At 61.3% G+C, this 23,811-nt stretch carries 6 protein-coding genes; 5 read left to right on the forward strand and 1 reads right to left on the reverse strand.

Annotated features, from left to right (window positions below):
* Window positions 1-145 precede the first annotated feature (145 nt).
* Entirely contained in the window at window positions 146-16,384 is a 16,239-nt protein-coding gene (locus CLU80_RS14230; protein WP_099757655.1) for a LapA family giant adhesin, read from the reverse strand.
* A 358-nt stretch (window positions 16,385-16,742) separates the two neighbouring features.
* Here CLU80_RS14230 and CLU80_RS14235 point away from each other — a divergent pair, with 358 nt between their 5' ends.
* The 5 genes from CLU80_RS14235 (at window position 16,743) to CLU80_RS14255 (ending at window position 23,797) form a co-directional block, all read left to right on the forward strand.
* Window positions 16,743-18,092 (forward strand): TolC family outer membrane protein, encoded by a 1,350-nt coding sequence (locus tag CLU80_RS14235; RefSeq protein ID WP_016985554.1) that lies wholly within the window; start codon window positions 16,743-16,745, stop codon window positions 18,090-18,092.
* 34 nt (window positions 18,093-18,126) lie between these two features.
* On the forward strand, window positions 18,127-20,283 hold the full coding sequence (locus CLU80_RS14240) for a type I secretion system permease/ATPase (protein ID WP_099757656.1): 2,157 nt from the start codon (window positions 18,127-18,129) through the stop codon (window positions 20,281-20,283).
* The gene (locus CLU80_RS14245) at window positions 20,273-21,640 is read left to right on the forward strand and encodes an HlyD family type I secretion periplasmic adaptor subunit (protein ID WP_093440190.1); all 1,368 of its coding nucleotides are present in this window, start codon (window positions 20,273-20,275) and stop codon (window positions 21,638-21,640) included. The genes CLU80_RS14240 and CLU80_RS14245 overlap by 11 nt, the downstream gene beginning before the upstream one ends.
* A gap of 377 nt (window positions 21,641-22,017) precedes the next feature.
* Complete coding sequence (locus tag CLU80_RS14250) at window positions 22,018-22,914, forward strand: TauD/TfdA dioxygenase family protein (RefSeq protein ID WP_099757657.1); 897 nt, start codon at window positions 22,018-22,020, stop codon at window positions 22,912-22,914.
* 22 nt (window positions 22,915-22,936) lie between these two features.
* Window positions 22,937-23,797: an ABC transporter ATP-binding protein gene (locus CLU80_RS14255; RefSeq protein ID WP_099757658.1), complete on the forward strand. Its 861-nt coding sequence runs from the start codon at window positions 22,937-22,939 to the stop codon at window positions 23,795-23,797.
* Window positions 23,798-23,811 lie beyond the last annotated feature (14 nt).

Raw genomic sequence — 23,811 nt, forward strand, 5'->3', positions numbered from 1 at the left:
AGCATCCCTCAGAAATGAACCAGCGTCATGCTGTCAGCAGCATAGCCAACTGTGCGCGAGTATGCGGTGCGGCGACGCGATCGTCACCGGTCCGGTCAGCACAAACGTGACGGCCGCCCCATCGGGGCGGCCGTTTTGTTCACGATCAGCTGTTGTTGTGGTCGACCTTGATGGTCGGGTCGCTGCCGGCAATCAGGTTGTGAATGTTGGCGCTCGACCAGTTGTTGCCTTCCAGTTTGATCGTCACGTCCGGGGTTGCCGCCGCAGCGTCGCCGGAGTTGAACTTGCCCGCCGAGCTGACTTGCAGCGACGACGTGCCGTCGACCGTAGTGATCTTCAGGAAGTTGTCGATGGTGCTGCCGGTCTCGCCCTGCAACAGATCACGCAAGTCGATGCGGTCACCTTCGCTGGCGTTGAAATCCTTGATCACGTCGTTGCCGGTGTCGCCCGCCTTCCAGACGAAGGTGTCGGCACCCGAACCACCGATGAGGATGTCATTACCCTGACCGCCGATCAGCGTGTCGTTGCCGGTGCCGCCGAGCAGGATGTCATTACCTTTGCCGCCATCGAGCAAATCGTTGCCGCCCGAGCCGAACAGGATGTCATTGCCCGCGCCGCCCAGCAGGGTGTCGTTACCATCGTGCGCGCCGGAGACATCGAACGCCTGATAGTGCTCGGTGATGTACTGGTGCACGTTGCTGGTGGTGACTTTGCTGACATCGACCCCGGTTTCTTTGGCAACGAACGCCTGCATCGCCTGATAACCCTCGCCGGCAATGCCGTTGAAGCTGACCAGATCGCCGAACAGGATGTCATTGCCGTCGCCACCGCTGACGGTGTCGTTGCCCGGCAGCGTCGCTTCGGTGTGGCCGATGATCGAGTTGGCCAGATCCTTCGGATCAATGTTGGTCTGCGGCGTTTTATCCGTATCGTACGGCTTCAGATCGTTGAGGCTGACATCGTTGTTCAGTCCGATAGCCTCGACGTTCGACAGACCGTTGAGCAAGGCAAAACCACTGGTCGAGTTGCTGGTCGTTGACGAGTTGGTGCTGTTACCGGTACCCGCCAGACTCGACAACTCATAAGTGCCGTCGCCCTGCGCGTGGATGGTGCCCAGATTAGAGCTGCTCCAGCCCCACCACGAAGTGTAGGTTTGCAGGGTCACGGTGCCGGCGCTGTTGATCGTCAACGCGTGGGTATTGTCGATGTAAGTGCTGAAAGTGTCGCCCGGCTTGTAGTTGCTGGTTTTCACCACATCGTCGAGCTTCACGTTGCCGTACAGCGTCGGGTTGGTCTGCTCGCCGCTCTGGTAATAGGTCGGCTGGCCGTCGGTGATGAAGTACGTAAGGTTCTTCGCGCCGGTGTTGGCCACAGCGTCAGCGCTCTGGAACCAGTTGGCCGTGGTCTTGAACACGTCCTCGTAGTTGGTGCCGCCGCCGGAGGCCATCGAGTCCAGTACCGCTTTGAGTTGCGTCAGCGCGTTCGGGTCGTTGAGGTTCACCGACACCGACTTGTTGACCTGGGTATCGAAGTCGACGAGGAAAATGTTCACCGTGCCCGAATTGCTGCCGCCCAGGCTCTGCTTGAGACTGTTGAACACCGACGTCAGCGAGTCTTTGGCGGCGTTGAGCGACGAACTGCTCATGCTGCCGGAGCTGTCGACCATGAACGCGATGTTGTAGTTGGTGCCCGGGACCACGGTCAGGCCGCCGATGTCGGCGACGATTATGTCGTTGCCATCGGTGCCGGTGACGGTGTCGTCGCCCGACGTCGCAACCACGGCGTTGTAGACCGCCGGCACCACGCTGACCGGAATGGTCGCGGTGCTGCTGGCAGAACCGCCGACCATCTCGGTGGAGGTCGAGGTCACGGTCAGGTTGAATTGGCCGTTGTAGTACGGCGGTGGCGTTACGGTCAGGCTGCCGAGGTTCCAGCCAGTGACGTTGGCGTCGCCGCTGCTGGCAGTGACGGTGAAGGTGTGACCCGCGCCATCGCTGAGCACCGAGCCGACCGGTGCGCCGCTGATCTTCACGCTCAGGGTTTCCGAGCCGTCGGTGTCAGTCAGTGCGGTGGTGATTGCCGACAGTTTCACCGTGGTGCCTTCGGCGCCGGTATTGAGTTTGTAGCCGTCGTAATAGCCTTCGCCGTTGCTGCCGTGCAGATCGGAGACGGTCACGCCCGAATTGATCAGATCCTGCACGCCGGTGTAGATCGGCACGCCGGCGCTGCTCAGGTCGATCGGCGTGCTGCCATTGACCGACAGGTTGACGTCGTAGCTGCCCGGGCCGCTCTGGTTGTGGTGGTAGATGTCCAGGGTGTAGTAGCCGCTGGTGGTCGGGGTGAACGAGCCATTGATGGCGCCGCCCGCGCCCCAGGTACCCGAAGCCACACTCTTGCCGCCGATCGTGATCAACAAACTGTCATCGGCAATACCGCTGAACGTGTAGGTTTTGCCGGCTTCCAGATAAATCAGGCCTGACGTCTTCGATGCCGTGCCCGCCGCAACGCTACCGTCGGACTGCACATTGGTCACCGAGCCGCTGGAGTTCGGTTTGCCGGCGCCGTCGATGACGTTTTTCAACGTGGTCGAATCCGCGCCATTGCCGTTGGTGCCCAGACCCGCCAAGCCGGTCCAGACTTCCTTGATCAGCCCGGTGGACTTCACGCTGTTGTCGGCCACGCTCACGGTCGGCGCGTCCGCCACTGGCGTGATGTCGATCTTCACGGTGCCGGTGTTGCCCAGCAGTTGGCCGTCGGTTGGCTGGAATTTGATCTGTGCGTAGTCCGCCTGGTTGTTGCCCAGACCGCTGCCGCCGTAACCGTTGACCCCCGACTCGTTGGCATCCGGCAGGAAGCGCAGCTTGCCCGCGTCGATGTCAGCCTTGCTGAAGGTCTGGTTGTTGGCGACGTCTTTCCAGGTCGAACCGTCCAGATACTGCAGTTTGCCTTCGCCCGGCAGCTGAGTGATTTTGATGCCGAGGCTGCTGGCCGGGCTGTCGACGTCGGTCACGCCGAAGGTCGACCAGCCGAGCACCAGCGGAGTGTCTTCGGTGCCAGTGACGTTGCTTGGCGCTGCCACCGGAGCGTCGTTGACCGCCACCACGTTGACCGTGGTGGTCGCGGTGTTGGAGTAATTGCCGCCGTCGGTCACGGTCACCGTGATGATGCGCGGCACGGTGCTCGGGTTTTCGCTGCCGTTGGTGAAGCTGATGTTCTTGATGGCCTGCATGTAGTCGGCCAGCGTCGCGTTACCGGACAGCGTCAGCGTGACGGTGCCGTTGGTGCTGTTGGCATTGATGGTGATGCCGTTGACGCTGTTGCCCAGGTTCAGCGCATCGCCGTCCTGACGGTTGGTCAGGACCACGGTGGCGCCGGTGAGCATGGTGCTGTCCGGGTCAGTGATGCTGATGTCGGTGTCGGCAATCGACACGCCCGCGCCCGGGGTGTTTTCGGTGAAGGTCACCTTGTAGTCGGCACCGGTGGCGCCGCTGGAGTTGTTGGCATCCAGGTCGAGCACCGGCGGCGCATCGTTGTCGATGATCGAGGTACTGACGCTGCCGTTGGTGCTGCTGACCGCGAGGTTTTCGAAGTTGCCGCCGGTGGCGGAATCGATCTTAACCACGAAGTTTTCGGTGCCTTCGGTGATCTTGTCATCGATGGTCGCGACATTGAACTGCGCGCTGCTCGCACCGGCCGGGATCTTCACGGTGTACACGCCGGTGAAGTCCGAACCGTCGGCGGCGGTGCCGCTGTAGACGATTTTCAGAGTTACTTCGGTTTGCGCCGGGTGGTTCAGGTTGACCGTGTAGCTGGCGGTCTGGCCTTCAGTCACCGAGCTGCTGCCAGTGATGCTGACCGTGGTGGTATCGACCGTGTCGGTGACGTTGGTCACGGCTGGCGTGTTGCTGGTCACCAGATTTTCGAAGCTGCCGCCGCTGGTGCCGGTGATGGTCGCCTGCACGGTGCCGGCGTCTTTGTAGACGTCATCGGCCGGAGCCGGAACGGTCACGGTGCCAGTGGTTTTGCCGGCGTCGATGGTGATCACCGAACCGTTGCTCAGGGTCACGGTGACTGGCGAGCCAGCGGCGTTGGTCAGGGTCGCGGTGTAGGTGATCTGGCCACCTTCGGCCACGGTGCCGGTCGCGGACAGCGTCAGGTTGGTGGTATCGACGGTGTCGGTGACGGTAGTGCTGACCGGGGTTTTGTCGGCGACCAGATTTTCGTAGTTGCCGCCCGTGACGTTGCTGATCGAGTTGGTCAGCGGGGCGTGGCCGGTCAGCGCATCGTTCGGTGCGGTGGTGGTCACGGTGCCGGTGGTTTTGCCGATGTCGATGGTGATGGTCTGACCGTTGGCCAGGGTCACCACGACCGGCGAACCGGTCACGGCTGCACCGACAGTGGCGGTGTAGACGACGTTGCCACCTTCCGCCGCAGAGCCGGTCGCAGTCAGCTTCACGGTAGTCGTGTCGATGGTGTCGGTGACGCTGGTCACGGCCGGGGCCGTGCTGGTGACGAGATTTTCGAAGCTGCCACCGGTGGCGGTTTTGATCGTGGCCTGGACGTTGCCGGCGTCTTTGTAGACGTCATCGGCTGGCGCTGGAACGGTCACAGTGCCAGTGGTTTTGCCAGCGTCGATGGTGATCACCGAACCGTTGCTCAGGGTCACGGTGACCGGCGAACCGGCAGCATTGGTCAGGGTCGCGGTGTAGGTGATCTGGCCACCTTCGGCCACGGTGCCGGTCGCGGACAGCGTCAGGTTGGTGGTGTCGACGGTGTCGGTGACGGTAGTGCTGACCGGGGTTTTGTCGGCGACCAGATTTTCGTAGTTGCCGCCCGTGACGTTGCTGATCGAGTTGGTCAGCGGGGCGTGGCCGGTCAGCGCATCGTTCGGTGCGGTGGTGGTCACGGTGCCGGTGGTTTTGCCGATGTCGATGGTGATGGTCTGACCGTTGGCCAAGGTCACCACGACCGGCGAACCGGTCACGGCTGCACCGACAGTGGCGGTGTAGACGACGTTGCCGCCTTCCGCCGCAGAGCCGGTCGCAGTCAGCTTCACGGTAGTCGTGTCGATGGTGTCGGTGACGCTGGTCACGGCCGGAGCCGTGCTGGTGACGAGGTTTTCGAAGCTGCCACCGGTGGCGGTTTTGATCGTGGCCTGGACGTTGCCGGCGTCTTTGTAGACGTCATCGGCTGGCGCTGGAACGGTCACAGTGCCAGTGGTTTTGCCAGCGTCGATGGTGATCACCGAACCGTTGCTCAGGGTCACGGTGACCGGCGAACCGGCAGCATTGGTCAGGGTCGCGGTGTAAGTGATCTGGCCACCTTCGGCCACGGTGCCGGTCGCGGACAGCGACAGGTTGGTGGTGTCGACGGTGTCAGTGACGGTAGTCGAAACCGGAGTCTTGTCGGCGACGAGGTTCTCGTAGTTGCCGCCCGTGACGTTGGTGATCGAGTTGGTCAGCGGTGCGTGACCAGTCAGTGCGTCGTTTGGCGCGGTAGTGGTCGCGGTGCCGGTGGTCTGTCCCACGCCGATGGTAATGGTCTGACCGTTGGCCAGGGTCACCACAACTGGCGAACCAGTGACCGGAGCACCAACAGTGGCGGTGTACGTGACGTTGCCACCCTCAGCTGTCGACTCTGTTGCTGTCAGTTTGACAGTGGTGGTGTCGATCGTGTCGGTAACGCTGGTCACGGCCGGCGTAGTGCTAGGCACCAGATTTTCGAAGTTGCCACCGGTGGCGGTGCTGATGGTCGCCTGCACGGTGCCCGCATCTTTGTAGACGTCGTCGGCCGGGGCTGGAACGGTCACGGTGCCAGTGGTTTTACCGGCGTCGATGGTGATCACGGCGCCGTTGCTCAGTGTCACGGTGACTGGCGAACCAGCCGCATTGGTCAAGGTCGCGGTGTAAACAATCGAACCGCCTTCAGCGACCGAATTGGTCGCGCTGAGCGACAGATTGGTGGTGTCGACGGTGTCGGTCACGTTGGTGCTGACGGGCGTCTTGTCGGCCACGAGATTTTCGTAGTTTCCGCCGGTCACGTTGGTGATCGAGTTGGTCAGTGGCGCATGACCGGTCAATGCATCGTTTGGCGCTGCGGTGGTCGCGGTGCCGGTGGTCTGTCCCACGCCGATGGTAATGGTCTGACCGTTGGCCAGGGTCACCACAACTGGCGAACCAGTGACCGGAGCACCAACAGTGGCGGTGTACGTGACGTTGCCGCCTTCAGCCGCCGACTCGGTGGCCGTGAGTTTGACGGTGGTGGTGTCGATCGTGTCGGTAACGCTGGTCACGGCCGGCGTAGTGCTAGGCACCAGATTTTCGAAGTTGCCACCGGTGGCGGTGCTGATGGTCGCCTGCACGGTGCCGGCATCTTTGTAGACGTCGTCGGCCGGGGCTGGAACGGTCACGGTGCCAGTGGTTTTACCGGCGTCGATGGTGATCACGGCGCCGTTGCTCAGTGTCACGGTGACTGGCGAACCAGCCGCATTGGTCAAGGTCGCGGTGTAAACAATCGAACCGCCTTCAGCGACCGAATTGGTCGCGCTGAGCGACAGATTGGTGGTGTCGACGGTGTCGGTCACGTTGGTGCTGACTGGCGTCTTGTCGGCCACGAGATTTTCGAAGTTGCCACCGGTGGCGGTGCTGATGGTCGCCTGCACGGTGCCGGCATCTTTGTAGACGTCGTCAGCCGGGGCTGGAACGGTCACGGTACCGGTGGTTTTACCGGCGTCGATGGTGATCACGGCGCCGTTGCTCAGCGTCACGGTGACTGGCGAGCCAGCGGCGTTGGTCAGCGTTGCGGTGTAAACAATCGAGCCACCCTCGGCCACGCTACCGGTCGCGCTCAGCGACAGATTGGTGGTGTCGACGGTATCGGTCACGGTGGTGCTGACCGGAGTTTTGTCGGCAACAAGGTTTTCGTAGTTGCCGCCGGTCACGTTGGTGATCGAGTTGGTCAGTGGCGCATGGCCGGTCAACGCATCATTTGGTGCGGTGAAGGTCACGGTGCCGGTGGTTTTGCCAACTTCGATGGTGATGTTCTGGCCGTTGGCCAGGGTCACGGTGACCGGCGAACCGGTTACTGGAGCGCCCACAGTGGCGGTGTAAGTGACGGTGCCGCCTTCAGCCACGGACGTATCGGCGGTCAGTTTGACGGTCGAGGTGTCGATGGTGTCGGTGACTTCGGTCACGGCCGGCGTCGTGCTCGGCACCAGGTTTTCGAAGTTGCCACCGGTAGCGGTGGAGATCGTCGCTTCAACCTTGCCTGCGTCTTTGTAGACGTCGTCGGCTGGCGCTGGAACGGACACGGTGCCGCTGGTTTTGCCGGCGTCGATGGTAATCACCGCGCCGTTCGACAGGGTCACGGTCACTGGCGAGCCAGCAGCGTTGGTCAATGTCGCGGTATAGATGATCGAACCGCCTTCGGCCACAGAACCGGTCGCACTGAGCGACAGGTTGGTGGTGTCGACGGTGTCGGTGACCGTGGTCGAAACCGGGGTCTTGTCGGCAACCAGATTTTCGTAGTTGCCGCCAGTGACACCCGTGATCGCGTTGGTGATCGGCGCGTGGCCGGTCAGGGCATCGTTCGGTGCGGTGAAGGTTACGGTGCCGGTGGTTTTGCCGACTTCGATGGTGATGTTCTGGCCGTTAGCCAGGGTCACGGTGACCGGCGAACCGGTTACTGGAGCGCCCACAGTGGCGGTGTAAGTGACGGTGCCGCCTTCAGCCACGGACGTATCGGCGGTCAGTTTGACGGTCGAGGTGTCGATGGTGTCGGTGACTTCGGTCACGGCCGGCGTCGTGCTCGGCACCAGGTTTTCGAAGTTGCCACCGGTAGCGGTGGAGATCGTCGCTTCAACCTTGCCTGCGTCTTTGTAGACGTCGTCGGCTGGCGCTGGAACGGACACGGTGCCGCTGGTTTTGCCGGCGTCGATGGTAATCACCGCGCCGTTCGACAGGGTCACGGTCACTGGCGAGCCAGCAGCGTTGGTCAATGTCGCGGTATAGATGATCGAACCGCCTTCGGCCACAGAACCGGTCGCACTGAGCGACAGGTTGGTGGTGTCGACGGTGTCGGTGACCGTGGTCGAAACCGGGGTCTTGTCGGCAACCAGATTTTCGTAGTTGCCGCCAGTGACACCCGTGATCGCGTTGGTGATCGGCGCGTGGCCGGTCAGGGCATCGTTCGGTGCGGTGAAGGTTACGGTGCCGGTGGTTCTGCCGACTTCGATAGTGATGTTCTGACCGTTGGCCAGGGTCACAACAACCGGCGAGCCTGTCACAGGCGCCCCGACTGTCGCGGTGTAAGTGACGGTGCCCCCTTCAGCGGCGGTCTCGGTCGCCGTCAGTTTCACGGTCGAGGTGTCGATGGTATCAGTCACTTCGGTGACGGCTGGAACAGTGCTCGGCACCAGGTTTTCGAAGTTGCCACCGGTAGCGGTCGAAATCGTCGCTTCGACTTTGCCGGCGTCTTTGTAGACGTCATCGGCCGGAGCTGGAACGGTCACGGTGCCAGTGGTTTTGCCGGCGTCGATGGTAATCACCGCGCCGTTCGACAGGGTCACGGTCACTGGCGAGCCAGCAGCGTTGGTCAATGTCGCGGTATAGATGATCGAACCGCCTTCGGCCACAGAACCGGTCGCACTGAGCGACAGGTTGGTGGTGTCGACGGTGTCGGTGACCGTGGTCGAAACCGGGGTCTTGTCGGCAACCAGATTTTCGTAGTTGCCGCCAGTGACACCCGTGATCGCGTTGGTGATCGGCGCGTGGCCGGTCAGGGCATCGTTCGGTGCGGTGAAGGTTACGGTGCCGGTGGTTCTGCCGACTTCGATAGTGATGTTCTGACCGTTGGCCAGGGTCACAACAACCGGCGAGCCTGTCACAGGCGCCCCGACTGTCGCGGTGTAAGTGACGGTGCCCCCTTCAGCGGCGGTCTCGGTCGCCGTCAGTTTCACGGTCGAGGTGTCGATGGTATCAGTCACTTCGGTGACGGCTGGAACAGTGCTCGGCACCAGGTTTTCGAAGTTGCCACCGGTAGCGGTCGAAATCGTCGCTTCGACTTTGCCGGCGTCTTTGTAGACGTCATCGGCCGGAGCTGGAACGGTCACGGTGCCAGTGGTTTTGCCGGCTTCGATGGTGATTACCGCGCCGTTCGACAGGGTCACCGTGACTGGCGAGCCTGCAGCGTTGGTCAGGGTTGCGGTGTAAACAATCGAACCACCCTCGGCCACAGAACCCGTGGCGCTGAGCGACAGGTTAGTGGTGTCGACAGTGTCGGTGACATTGGTCGAAACCGGTGTCTTGTCGGCAACCAGATTTTCGAAGTTACCACCGCTCACCTCAGTGATCGCATTGGTCAGCGGCGTGTGGCCGGTCAATGCATCGTTCGGTGCGGTGGTGGTCGCGGTGCCGGTGGTCTGGCCAACACCAATGGTGATGGTCTGACCGTTAGCCAGGGTCACGACCACAGGGGAACCGGTCACTGGCGCGCCGACGGTTGCGGTGTAAGTCACGCTGCCACCCTCAGCCGCCGACTCGGTCGCGGTGAGCTTGACGGTGGTGGTGTCGATGGTATCGGTGACGTTGGTCACGGCCGGCACAGTGCTCGGCACCAGATTTTCGAAGTTACCGCCCGTTGCATCCTTGATCGTCACTTCGACCTTGCCGGCGTCTTTGTAGACGTCATCGGCAGGCGCTGGAACGGTTACGGTGCCGGTGGTTTTGCCGGCTTCGATGGTGATCACAGCACCGTTCGACAGAGTCACGGTGACCGGCGAACCAGCGGCGTTGGTCAGGGTCGCGGTGTAGGTGATCTGGCCGCCTTCGTTCACCGAACCGGTCGCGGTCAGCGATAGGTTGGTGGTGTCGACGGTGTCGGTGACGGTGGTGCTGACCGGGGTTTTGTCAGCCACGAGGTTTTCGTAATTGCCGCCGGAAACGTCGGTGATCGCGTTGGTCAGTGGAGCGTGGCCAGTCAACGCATCGTTTGGCGCGGTGGTGGTCACGGTGCCGCTGGTTTTACCCACTTCGATGGTGATGTTCTGGCCGTTGGCCAGGGTCACCACAACTGGCGAGCCAGTGACTGGCGCACCGACCGTGGCGGTGTAGGTGACAGTGCCACCTTCAGCCGCGGACTCGGTAGCGGTCAGTTTGACCGTCGAAGTGTCGATGGTGTCAGAGACGTCGGTAACGGCTGGGTTGGTGCTCGGAACGAGGTTCTCGAAGTTGCCGCCAGTGGCGTCCTTGATCGTGACTTCAACTTTGCCGGCGTCTTTATAGACGTCATCGGCGGGCGCAGCGACGGTGACGGTGCCAGTGGTTTTACCCGCCTCAATGGTGATCACGGCGCCGTTGGACAGGGTAACGGTGACTGGCGTGCCGGCCGGATTGGTCAGTGTTGCGGTGTAAACGATCGAACCGCCTTCAGCCACGGTGTCGGTCGCAGTCAGCGACAGGTTGGTGGTGTCGACAGTGTCAGTAACAGTGGTCGAAACCGGAGTCTTGTCGGCAACCAGATTCTCGTAGTTACCGCCGCTTACGTCAGTGATCGCATTGGTCAGCGGGGTGTGGCCGTTCAACGCATCGTTCGGCGCAGTGGTGGTCACGGTGCCGGTGGTTTTGCCGATTTCGATGGTGATGTTCTGGCCGTTGGCCAAGGTCACGACGACCGGCGAACCGGTGACTGGAGCGCCTACGGTGGCGGTGTAAGTAACGGTGCCACCTTCAGCCGCTGACTCGGTGGCGGTCAGTTTGACGGTGGTAGTGTCGACGGTATCAGTGACTTCGGTCACGGCCGGGACAGTGCTTGGTACCAGATTCTCGAAGTCGCCGCCGGTGGCGTCCTTGATGGTGACTTCGACTTTGCCGGCGTCTTTGTAGACGTCATCGGCTGGCGCAGCGACAGTCACGGTGCCGGTGGTTTTACCGGCCTCGATGGTAATGACCGAGCCGTTCGACAGGTTCACAGTCACTGGCGAGCCAGCCGGGTTGGTCAGCGTCGCGGTGTAGATGATCGAACCGCCCTCGGCGACCGAGTTGGTGGCGCTGAGCGACAGGTCAGTGGTGTCGACGGTGTCAGTGACCGAAGTCGAAACCGGGGTCTTGTCGGCCACCAGGTTTTCGTAGTTACCGCCGCTTACACCCGTAATCGAATTACCCAGCGACGCTTGACCGGTCAACGCATCGTTCGGCGCGGTGAAGGTCACAGTGCCGGTGGTCTTGCCGACTTCGATGGTAATGCTCTGACCATTGGCCAGGGTCACGACCACAGGCGAACCGGTCACCGGAGCGCCAACAGTGGCGGTGTAGGTGACGGTGCCGCCTTCAGCGACCGTGGTGTCGGCCGTCAGCTTCACGGTCGAGGTGTCGATGGTGTCAGTGACTTCGGTCACGGCTGGCGTGGTGCTTGGCACCAGGTTCTCGAAGTTGCCACCGGTGGCGTCCTTGATGGTGACTTCGACCTTGCCGGCGTCTTTGTAGACGTCATCAGCTGGCGCCGCAACGGTCACGGTGCCGGTAGTTTTGCCCGCTTCGATGGTGATCACCGAGCCGTTGCTCAGGGTCACAGTGACTGGCGTGCCGGCCGGATTTGTCAGGGTCGCGGTGTAAACAATTGAACCGCCTTCAGCCACGGTGCCCGTCGCGCTCAGCGTCAGGTCGGTGGTGTCAGTGGTGTCGGTGACGGTGGTGCTGACCGGGGTTTTGTCGGCCACGAGGTTTTCGTAATTGCCGCCGGAAACGTTGGTGATCGAGTTGGTCAGCGGAGCTTGGCCCGTCAGCGCATCGTTTGGCGCGGTGGTGGTCACGGTGCCGCTGGTTTTGCCGACCTCGATGGTGATGTTCTGGCCGTTGGCCAGAGTCACTACAACCGGAGAACCCGTCACTGGAGCACCGACAGTGGCGGTGTAGGTGACGGTGCCACCTTCAGCGGCAGTCTCGGTGGCGGTCAGTTTGACCGTAGAGGTATCAACGGTATCGGTCACGTCGGTGACGGCAGGAACGGTGCTTGGCACCAGGTTCTCGAAGTTGCCGCCGGTAGCATCCTTGATAGTGACTTCGACCTTGCCGGCGTCTTTGTAGACGTCATCAGCTGGCGCTGGAACGGTCACGGTGCCAGTGGTTTTACCCGCTTCGATGGTGATCACCGAGCCGTTGCTCAGGGTCACGGTCACTGGCGTGCCGGCCGGATTGGTCAGGGTCGCGGTGTAAACAATCGAACCGCCTTCAGCCACGGTGCCAGTCGCAGTGAGCGACAGGTTGGTGGTGTCGACAGTGTCAGTAACAGTGGTCGAAACTGGGGTCTTGTCGGCAACGAGGTTCTCGTAGTTACCACCGCTCACATCAGTAATCGCGTTGGTCAGCGGCGTGTGGCCAGTCAGCGCATCGTTTGGTGCAGTGGTAGTCACGGTGCCGGTGGTTTTGCCGACTTCAATAGTGATGTTCTGACCATTGGCCAGAGTCACGACCACCGGCGAACCGGTCACCGGTGCGCCAACAGTGGCGGTGTAAGTGACGGTGCCACCTTCAGCGGCAGTCTCGGTGGCCGTCAGTTTGACCGTCGAGGTGTCGATGGTATCGGTTACGTCAGTGACAGCCGGAACGGTGCTTGGCACCAGGTTCTCGAAGTTGCCGCCAGTCGCGTCCTTGATCGTGACTTCGACTTTGCCGGCGTCTTTATAGACGTCATCGGCGGGCGCCGGAACGGTCACTGTGCCAGTGGTTTTCCCCGCCTCGATGGTGATCACCGAACCGTTCGACAGGGTTACGGTGACAGGCGAACCTGCGGCATTGGTCAGGGTCGCGGTGTAAGTGATCTGGCCGCCTTCAGCCACGGTGCCCGTCGCGCTCAGGGTCAGGTTGGTGGTGTCAGTGGTGTCGGTGACCGTGGTGCTGACCGGGGTTTTGTCAGCCACCAGATCTTCGTAGTTGCCGCCGCTCACGCCTGTGATCGCGTTGGTGATCGGCGCGTGGCCGGTCAGCGCATCGTTTGGTGCAGTGGTGGTCACGGTGCCGGTGGTTTTGCCGACTTCAATGATGATGTTCTGGCCGTTGGCCAGGGTCACGACCACGGGCGAGCCGGTGACTGGCGCGCCGATAGTGGCGGTGTAGGTGACGGTGCCACCTTCAGCGGCCGTCTCGGTGGCGGTCAGTTTCACCGTCGAGGTATCAACGGTATCGATCACGTCGGTGACGGCAGGAACGGTGCTCGGCACCAGGTTTTCGAAGTTGCCGCCAGTGGCGTCCTTGATGGTGACTTCGACTTTGCCGGCGTCTTTATAGACATCATCGGCTGGCGCAGGAACGGTCACGGTGCCGGTGGTTTTCCCCGCTTCGATGGTGATCACCGAGCCGTTCGACAGGGTTACGGTAACAGGCGAACCTGCGGCATTGCTCAGGGTCGCGGTGTAAGTGATCTGGCCGCCTTCAGCCACGGTTCCCGTCGCACTCAGAGTCAGGTCGGTGGTGTCAGTGGTGTCGGTGACGGTGGTGCTGACGGGGGTTTTGTCGGCAACGAGGTCTTCGTAATTGCCGCCGCTCACGCCCGTGATCGCATTGGTAATCGGCGCGTGGCCGGTCAACGCATCGTTCGGTGCAATGGTCGTCACGGTGCCGGTTGTTTTGCCGACTTCAATGGTGATGTTCTGACCATTCGCCAGAGTCACGACCACAGGCGAGCCGGTCACCGGTGCGCCGACAGTGGCGGTATAAGTGACGGTGCCGCCTTCAGCCACCGAGGTGTCAGCCGTCAGCTTTACGGTCGACGTGTCGATGGTATCAGTCACTTCGGTAACGGCTGGCGTGGTGCTCGGGACCAGGTTCTCGAAATTACCGCCAGACACACCCTTGATGGTGACTTCGACTTTGCCGGCGTCTTTGTAAACGTCATCAGCTGGCGCCGGAACAGTCACAGTGCCAGTGGTTTTACCCGCGTCGATGGTGATCACCGAGCCGTTGCTCAGGGTCACGGTAACGGGCGTGCCAGCCGGATTGGTCAGCGTCGCGGTGTAAACGATCGAACCACCCTCGGCCACGGAACCGGTGGCGCTCAGCGACAGGTCGGTGGTGTCGGCGACATCGGTAACAGTGGTCGATACCGGGGTCTTGTCGGCAACCAGATCTTCGTAATTACCACCGGAAACACCGGTGATCGAGTTGGTCAGCGGCGCATTGCCGGTCAACGCATCGTTAGGAGCGGTGGTGGTCACGGTGCCGCTGGTTTTACCGACTTCGATGGTGATGTTCTGACCGTTGGCCAGGGTCACGATCACTGGCGAGCCAGTCACCGGCGCACCGACGGTGGCGGTGTAAGTGACGGTGCCGCCTTCAGGCACCGAGGTGTCAGCCGTCAGTTTCACGGTCGACGTGTCGATGGTGTCGGTCACTTCGGTCACGGCTGGAACGGTGCTTGGCACCAGATTCTCGAAGTTGCCGCCGGAAGCGTCCTTGATGGTCACTTCAACTTTGCCGGCGTCTTTATAGACGTCATCGGCTGGCGCCGGAACGGTCACGGTGCCAGTGGTTTTGCCTGCCTCGATGGTGATCACCGAGCCATTGCTCAGGGTCACGGTGACTGGGGTGCCGGCAGGATTGGTCAGGGTCGCGGTGTAAACAATCGAACCACCTTCGGCCACGGTCCCGGTTGCCGTCAGCGACAGGTTGGTGTCGTCGATCGAGTCGGTAATGGTGGTGGTCGCTGGCGTCGTGTTCGGCACCAGATTTTCGAAGTTGCCGCCGGTAGTACCGGTGATGGTGGTGCTGACGGTGCTGCCATTGTTGTAAACGTCGTTGGCCGCAGTCGGCACGTTGACGGTGCCGGTGGTCTGGCCGGCGTCAATGGTGATGGTCGAGCCGTTCGACAGGGTGATCGTTACCGGAGTCTGCGCAGCATTGGTCAGCGTCGCGGTGTAGGTGATCTGGCCGCCTTCGACGACCGTACCGGTGGCGGTAAGGCTCACGCTGGTGGTGTCGATCGAATCGGTAACGGTGGTGGTCGCAGGCGTAGTGTTCGGCACCAAGCTTTCAAAATTGCCGCCAGTAGCGCCGGTAATGGTGGTGCTGACAGTGCCGCCATTGTTGTAGACGTCATTGGCCGCCGTCGGCACGTTGACGGTGCCGGTGGTCTGCCCAGCCTCAATGGTGATGGTCGAACCGTTCGACAGGGTGACCGTTACCGGGGTTTGCGCCGGGTTGGTCAGAGTCGCGGTGTAGGTGATCTGGCCGCCTTCGACCACTGTGCCGGTGGCGGTCAGGGTCAGATTAGTGGTGTCGATCGAATCGGTGATGGTGGTCACCGCTGGCGTCGGGTTCGGCACCAGGTTTTCGAAGTTGCCGCCAGTCGCACCGGTAATCGTCGTGGTGACAGTGCTGCCGTTGTTATAGACGTCGTTGGCCGGGGTCGGCACGTTGACGGTGCCGCTGGTCTGGCCGGCGCCGATGGTGATGGTCGAGCCGTTCGACAGGGTGACGGTCACCGGGGTTTGCGCCGGGTTGGTCAGGGTCGCGGTGTAAGTGATCTGCCCGCCTTCGGTGACACTCGGCCCAGCCGTCAGGGTGACGGTGGTGGTGTCGATGGTGTCAGTGACCTGGGTTGTGGCCGGAGTGGTCGGCGCGGTCACGGTGATGCCATTGCCGCCGGTGGTGCCGGTGACGGTCACGTCGATCTGGGTCGGGTCGTTGTAAACGGTGTCGTTCGGCGCCAGCGGCACATTGACGGTGCCAGTGGTTGCGCCTGCCGGAATCACAATCACCGCGCCGTTGGACAGGGTGATGGTCAGGTCGGTCAGCGGCGCCTGGGTCAGGGTCGCGGTGTACACCAGCACGCCGCCGGCTTCGGTGATGGATGGCGTGGCGCTGAGGCTCAGGGTCGAATCACGCAAGGCGTTGGTGGTGGTGTCGGTGGTCTGGCCGCCGGTGATGTTTTGCGCGGCTTGTCCGCCAGCGTTGATGCCTGCAGTCGGGAAACCAATGGTCGGGTCAACGCGGCCAGCGGTGGCGTCGAGCATGACGAAGCTGTGACCACCACCGGCGGCACCGCCCGTGCCTGCAGCACTCGGGCCGGCAGCGGTAGCATCGAGGGCGGTGGTCGGGTCGACACCGGCGGCGATGGCTTGCTGCAGTTCTGCTACCGACGGCGCTGCCTGCGCGGTGGCCTCAGCCAGGTCCGTGCTGGAGTCGGGCGCGGTGGCGCTCCACTGGGTTTCGCGACCCAGATCGAGGGTGCGGCCATCAGCCAATTCAAGTGACACGGCGCCGGAGAGGCCGGTGTCGATCTGGTCGCCAACGAACAGGCGATCGCCTTCAACGAGTACGCGACGCACGCCCTCTGGGGACACCACGAATACCTGACCGACAATGCTTTTGACGATGGCAACAACACTGCTCATTGAAGACTCTCCGGGGTGTCACGTTCAGTTGACTTCCATGGACCTGATGGCATGGGCGCCGATTCAGTCTGGACGTACTTTAAAAATTTGCGAAACAAGTTTGACGCACATGTTCGTCAATAATTTGGCTATATTCTTTCGCTATTAACTTTATGCCAAACTATTGACCTTCTGGGTGCCATCCTAAACAATCGCCCCACTAATGTCACATTGATATTTCCGCGGCGACCTGTCCTTCAGCGTGTGATCCAGTTCCTGTTTTGAACTTTCCGACATACGGTCAATCTGGTTGCCATCATCCGACGCAGCGCCACGTTTTGCTGTGATTCAAGACAAGAAGTTCTGGGAAATTCCTATCATGCGTTCGCCCCTGCTTTTCGCCGTACCCTTCGCCCTCGCCGCCTCTTTTGTACAAGCACAATCCTTACCAGAAGCCATGCAGCAGGCACTGGATGTCCATCCGGAAATCCAGGCAGGGGTCAACAGTCGTTTGGCGGCGGATTATCAATTAAGAGCGGCAAAAGGTGGATACCTGCCGAAGGTCGATCTGCTCGGCGGTTATGGCCGTGAGGGTACCGACAGCGTCACCACCCGCGCCAATTCCGGTAACCACTACGAAACCCTGAACCGTAGCGAGTCAAGTTTACGTCTCTCGCAAATGGTCTTTGACGGGTTTGCGACGTCCAGCGAAGTCGGCCGTCAACAAGCCACCGTCAACTCCCGCGCTTACTCGCTGCTCGGTACTTCCGAGCGTACCGCGCTGACCGTCGCCCAGGTTTACCTGGACGTGTTGACCCGTCGTGAGTTCGTGCGTTTGGCCGAGGACAACCTCAAGAGCCACCAGCGCATCTACGACCAGATCCAGCTGCGCACCCAGCGCGGCGTCGGCAGCGGTGCCGACCTCGATCAGGCCGAAGCGCGGATGGCCCAGGCCCGCAACAACCTGATCACCGAGCAGACCAATCTGGCCGACTCGGAAACCAACTTCCTCAGCGCCGTCGGCCAGATGCCCGATCAACTCGAGCGGCCGGCGCCGTTCATGGCAATGATGCCGGCCAACCTCAACGAAGCGCGCCAGCAGATGCTGGAAAACAGCCCGATCCTGCGTTCGGCCGAATCAGACATCGCCGCTGCCGAGAAGCAGTACGAAACCGCCAAATCGACCTTCTACCCGCGTTTCGACGCCGAACTGGGCCGCACCGCCGACAACGATCTCGACGGCCAGAACGGTCACAACAACGAGTGGCAAGCCATGCTGCGCATGCGCTTCAACCTGTATTCCGGTGGCAGCAACAAGGCCGATCTGGAGTCCAAGTCGTACCTGTCGAACCAGGCGCTGGACATCCGCAACAACGCTTTGCGCCAGTTGAACGAAGAACTCGGTCTGGCCTGGAACGCCCTGAACAACGCCAACGCGCAGGTGCCGATCGCGCAGCAATACGTCGATCACAGCACCTCGGTGCGCACCGCCTACCAGCGTCAGTTCAGCCTCGGCGAACGGACCCTGCTCGATTTGCTCGACAGCGAAAACGAGTTGTTCACCGCTTCGCGGCGTCTGGCGGAAATCAAAAACATTCAGTTATTTACTCAGTACCGAATCAAGGCGACCATGGGCGAGTTGCTCAGAAGCCAGGGAGTGGTCGCACCGTTGGCATCCGTTGTGCAGAACGACGTGAAGCCCAAGGTCCAGCTGCCTGGGATGAATTGAGTTATCCCTTTTCAACTGTCAAAGAGTGTCGAGCGTGGAATCAGAAGTCAGTCGAGTTCAACTCAGTCATGATCCACGCGCGTTGCACGACGATCCGTTACTGGATGGCCTGCTCGCCCTTTGCATGCTCCATCAGAAACCCGCCAGCGCGGCGATGCTGACCACCGGCCTGCCGCTGCCCAAACAACGCCTGAGTGTCGAGTTGCTGCCCCGCGCGGCGGCTCGCGCCGGCCTGCAAGGGCGGGTGTTGCAGCGCAAACTGGAAGAAATTCCGGCGATCGCCATGCCGGCCTTGCTGCTGCTCAAGGATGGCCGCAGCGCCGTCCTGCTCGGTTGGCAAGGTGACAATGAAGCACGAGTCCTGCTCAGCGAAACCGACGGCGGCGAGTCCATCGTCAGCCGCGAACTGCTCGCCGACGATTACACCGGTAAAGTCTTCTTCGCTCAGCCGCAACACAAATTCGACGTCAACCACGGCACGCTGATTCCACGTGCCCGCTCGTGGTTCCGCGACACCCTCAAGCGCTCGCGCTGGCTGTACGCCGATGCCATCGCCGCGAGCTTCCTGATCAACATCATCGCCATGGCCGCGCCGCTGTTCGTGATGAACGTCTACGACCGCGTGGTGCCGAACCAGGCCGAAGCGACCCTGTGGGTGCTGGCGCTGGGTATCACCGGCGCCTATATCTTCGACCTGGTCCTCAAAAGCCTGCGCAGCCTGTGCCTGGACCTGGCCGGGAAGAAAACCGACCTGATCATCTCCGCGACGCTGTTCGAGCGCATTGTTGGCATGGCGATGAAATACCGCCCGGCGCGGGTCGGCAGTTTTGCGCAGAACATCCATGAGTTTCAGAGCCTGCGCGACTTCCTCGCCTCGCTGACCCTGACCAGCCTGATCGACCTGCCGTTCACCATCCTCATCTTTATTGTCATCGCCATTCTCGGCGGGCACCTGGTGTGGATTCCGGTGTTGGCCTTCCCGATTGCCTTGCTGATCGGCTACGCGTTGCAGAAACCGCTGGTGGCGACCATGGAGCGCACCATGGCCCTCGGTGCCGAGCGCCAGTCTAGCCTGATCGAAACCCTCGCCGGCCTCGACGCGGTGAAGGTCAACAACGCCGAGAGCGAGCGCCAGTACCAGTGGGAACAGACCATCGGCACCCTCAGCCGCCTCGAGTTGCGAGTGAAAATGCTCTCCGGTCTGGCGATGAACATCACCCTGCTGATCCAGCAACTGGCCGGGGTGATCATGATCGTTTTCGGCGTCTACCAGATCATCGCCGGCAACTTGAGCATGGGCGGTCTGATTGCCTGCTACATGCTTAGCGGCCGCGCCCTCAGCCCGTTGGCCTCGCTGTCGGGTCTATTGACGCGTTACCAGCAGGCGCGAGTGACCATGACCTCGGTCGACCAGATGATGGAGCTGCCGCAAGAGCGCAATTTCGAAGAGCGCCCGCTGAGCCGCAAGGTGCTGCAAGGCGCGATCGAGTGCCGCCAGCTCAGCTTCACCTACCCGGAACAACAGAACCCGGCGCTGAAAAACATCAATCTGGTGATTCGTCCCGGCGAGAAAATTGGCATCATCGGCCGCAGCGGCTCGGGCAAAAGCTCCCTGGCAAAACTGCTGGTCGGCCTCTATCAACCGGATGACGGCGCCTTGTTGGTCGACGGTGTGGATATTCGCCAGATCGATGTCAGCGAACTGCGCTACAACATCGGTTACGTGCCGCAAGACATCCAACTGTTGGCCGGCACTCTGCGTGACAACCTCGTCTCCGGCGCGCGTTATGTCGAAGACGAGCTTGTCCTGCAAGCTGCCGAACTGGCTGGCGTACACGAATTCGCCCGTCTGCATCCGCAAGGTTACGAGCTGCAAGTCGGCGAGCGCGGGCAGAACCTCTCCGGCGGTCAACGGCAGAACGTTGCACTGGCCCGGGCGCTGTTGCTCAATCCACCGATCCTGTTAATGGACGAGCCGACCAGCGCCATGGACAACACTGGTGAAGAACGACTCAAGCAACGCCTCGCGGCAGTCATAGAAAACAAGACCGTGGTGCTGGTGACGCACCGGGCGTCGCTGCTGTCGCTGGTCGATCGCCTGCTGGTGGTTGACCGTGGACAGATTCTCGCCGATGGCCCGAAAGCCGCCGTGATGGAAGCGTTGAAGAAGGGGCAGATCAGTGTTGCTTAAGTCGGGTTTCAAGGATTCGATCCGTCGCTACTTCAAAGGCTCGGCATCACTGCAGGGCCAGCCCCTCCCAGAGGTCAACAAAGCGCTGATCGAAGACGCCCCGCGCGTCGTGCGTCTGACCATCTGGGCGATCATCGGCTTCTTTATCTTCCTGCTGCTGTGGGCCAACTTCGCCGTGATCGACGAAGTGACCAAGGGCGACGGCAAGGCGATTCCGTCGTCGAAGATCCAGAAAATCCAGAACCTCGAAGGCGGGATCATCTCCGAGCTGTTCGTCAAGGAAGGCCAGATCGTCGAAGCCGGTGCACCACTGATTCGCCTCGACGACACACGATTTGCTTCCAACGTCGGCGAAACCGAAGCCGATCGCCTGTCGATGCTGCTGCGCGTAGAACGCCTCAGCGCCGAAGTGGATGACCGTCCGCTGAATTTCCCCGATGACGTGCTCAAAGCCGTGCCGGGTCAGGCGAAAAGCGAAGAGTCGCTGTACATCAGCCGTCGTCAGCAACTGCACGACGAGATTGGCGGTTTGCAGGAGCAGTTGATTCAGCGTCAGCAAGAGCTGCGCGAATTCGCCTCCAAGCAAGCGCAGTATCGTCAGCAACTCGGCTTGCAGCGTCAGGAAATCAACATGTCCGAGCCGCTGGTGGCGCAGGGCGCGGTGTCCCCGGTGGAAGTGCTACGTCTGAAGCGTGCCGAGGTGGAAACCCGTGGTCAGCTGGATGCAACGACGCTGGCCATCCCGCGTGCCGAATCGGCGATCAAGGAAGTGCAGCGCAAGATCGACGAGACGCGCGGCAAATTCCGCAGCGAAGCGCTGACCCAACTCAATGAGGCGCGCACCGACCTGAACAAGGCCAGCGCGACCGGCAAGGCCCTGGAAGACCGCGTCAGCCGTACGCTGGTGACATCGCCAGTGCGCGGCATCGTCAACAAATTGCTGGTCAACACCATCGGCGGCGTGATCCAACCGGGCAGCGACATGGTCGAAATCGTCCCGCTGGACGATACCTTGCTGGTCGAAGCCAAGATTCGTCCGCAAGACATCGCGTTCTTGCACCCGGGGCAGGAAGCGATCGTGAAATTCACCGCGTACGACTACACCATTTACGGCGGGCTGAAAGCCAAGCTTGAGCAGATCGGCGCTGACACCATCACCGACGAAGACAAGAAAACCACTTACTACATCATCAAGGTGCGCACCGAGCGCAGCCACTTGGGTACCGATGAAAAGCCGTTGCTGATCATTCCGGGGATGGTGGCGTCGGTGGACATCATTACCGGCAAGAAGTCGGTGTTGAGTTATCTGCTCAAGCCGATCATTCGTGCGCGGGCAGAGGCGTTGCACGAGCGTTAGATCTTCAGCGCTGCCACCGGCCTCTTCGTCGGTTCGCCGCCCGGAGCAGGCTCGCTCCCACATTTGGATTTCTTTTGAACACAGAATTTGTGTCCACTGAAGATCAACTGTGGGAGCGAGCTTGCTCGCGAAGGCGTCAGTCGGATCGCTGCATCTGTCAGGAAGTGACAAAAACCGTCACTCACCATCCAGTCCATTCCGCCATATCGTTATTCAATAACGGTATTTAATTTCCAATTCTTATAGCTATAAAGTCATCCCCCTGCGTACCTGCCGACCAATCGGCGCGCCGCACGACCTGAACCAACACGCAATCCAGCGTGAGTGTCTGATCGACGAGCGCGCCCGTGAGCGTGCCGTGCGTGGGAGATGGAAAGATGTCCGCAGCTACTGCTTCCCCAAGCGCCGCGACCGCCGCGCCGCAAGCCTTCGAAATCCGCCCTTTCAGCGGTGCCGTCGGCGCAGAGATCATTGGCCTCGACCTCACCCGGCCGATCAATGATCAGGACTTTGCGCGCATTCATCGCGCGCACCTGGATCACCACGTCGTGGTATTTCGCGACCAGCAAATCACCCCACAGCAACAGATCGACTTCAGCCGCCGCTTCGGCGTGTTGCAGATCCACGTGCTCAAGCAGTTCCTGCTGGCCAACCACCCGGAAATCCTCATCGTTTCCAACATCATCGAAAACGGCCAGAACATCGGCCTCGGTGATGCTGGCAAGTTCTGGCACTCCGACCTTTCCTATAAAGAGCTGCCAAGTCTCGGCTCGATGCTGCATGCGCAAGAGCTGCCTTCCGAGGGCGGCGATACGTTGTTCGCCGACATGCACAAAGCCTGGGACAGCTTGCCCGAGGCCTTGCGCAAAGCTGTTGAAGGTCGTTCGGCCGCGCATTCCTACACCGCCCGCTATAGCGAAACCAAATTCGAAGGCAACTGGCGCCCGACCCTGACCCCGGAGCAACTGGCTCAGGTCGCGGAAGTGGTGCACCCGGTGGTGCGCACGCATCCGGAGAACGGTCGCAAGGCGCTGTTCGTCAGCGAAGGGTTCACCACGCGCATCGTCGGCCTGCCCGAAGACGAGAGCCAGCAGCTGCTGACCGAGCTCTACGCCCACAGCGTGCTGCCGCAAAACATCTACCGCCATCAGTGGCAGCCCCACGATCTGGTGTTCTGGGACAACCGTTCGCTGATCCATCTCGCCGCCGGCTGCCCCGCGCACCTGCGCCGCAAGCTGTATCGCACGACCATTCAGGGCGACGCGCCTTTCTGATTCGCCGGAGATTGATCAAACCATGAACGCTCCCTTGCCAGGCCACGCGGCCAGCAACCTGATCGCCCGCAGCGACGCGTTGCTGGCGGTCGATCACGTCAGTCTCGAATACCGCACGCCGCAACGCGTAGTGCGCGCCACCCATCAGGTCAGTTTTGAAATCGACCCGGCCGATCGTTACGTGCTGCTCGGCCCGTCCGGTTGCGGCAAATCGACGTTGCTCAAAGCGGTCGCCGGGTTTATTCAACCGTGCGAAGGCGAGATCCGTCTGCAAGGCCAGCGCATCGACGCGCCGGGGCCGGACCGGATCGTGGTGTTTCAGGAGTTCGACCAACTGCCACCGTGGAAAACTGTCAAACAGAACGTGATGTTTCCGCTGCTCGCATCGCGCACGCTGAAGAAAAAAGAAGCCGAAGAACGTGCGCTGCACTATCTGGAAAAGGTCGGTCTGGCGGCGTTTGCCGATGCTTATCCACACACCTTGTCCGGCGGCATGAAAGCACGGGTGGCAATTGCCCGGGCGTTGGCGATGCAGCCGAAGATCCTCTTGATGGACGAACCGTTTGCCGCGCTCGATGCACTAACCCGCCGCAAGATGCAGGAAGAATTGCTGCTGCTCTGGGAAGAGGTGCGTTTCACCCTGTTGTTCGTCACCCATTCGATTGAAGAGGCGTTGGTGGTGGGCAATCGCATTCTGTTGCTGTCACCGCATCCTGGGCGAGTGCGCGCCGAAGTGCACAGCCATCAATATGACTTGCACAGCTCGGGTGGCGTGGCGTTTCAGGAGTCGGCGCGGCGCATTCATCGGCTGCTGTTCGACGAAGGTCAGCCGCCGGAAACCGAGCGTGACCACGACTTCAACGACATTCGCATCGCTTATTGAGCGGCCAGGAGGAC

Source organism: Pseudomonas sp. 29 (assembly GCF_002754355.1).
In the GTDB taxonomy this organism is placed as follows: domain Bacteria; phylum Pseudomonadota; class Gammaproteobacteria; order Pseudomonadales; family Pseudomonadaceae; genus Aquipseudomonas; species Aquipseudomonas neuropathica.

Bases quoted from the DNA above. Each gene is read 5' to 3' on its own strand.
- CLU80_RS14230 (WP_099757655.1), bottom strand. From the start codon at position 16,384: ATGAGCAGTGTTGTTGCCATCGTCAAAAGCATTGTCGGTCAGGTATTC.
- CLU80_RS14235 (WP_016985554.1), top strand. From the start codon at position 16,743: ATGCGTTCGCCCCTGCTTTTCGCCGTACCCTTCGCCCTCGCCGCCTCT.
- CLU80_RS14250 (WP_099757657.1), top strand. From the start codon at position 22,018: ATGTCCGCAGCTACTGCTTCCCCAAGCGCCGCGACCGCCGCGCCGCAA.
- CLU80_RS14255 (WP_099757658.1), top strand. From the start codon at position 22,937: ATGAACGCTCCCTTGCCAGGCCACGCGGCCAGCAACCTGATCGCCCGC.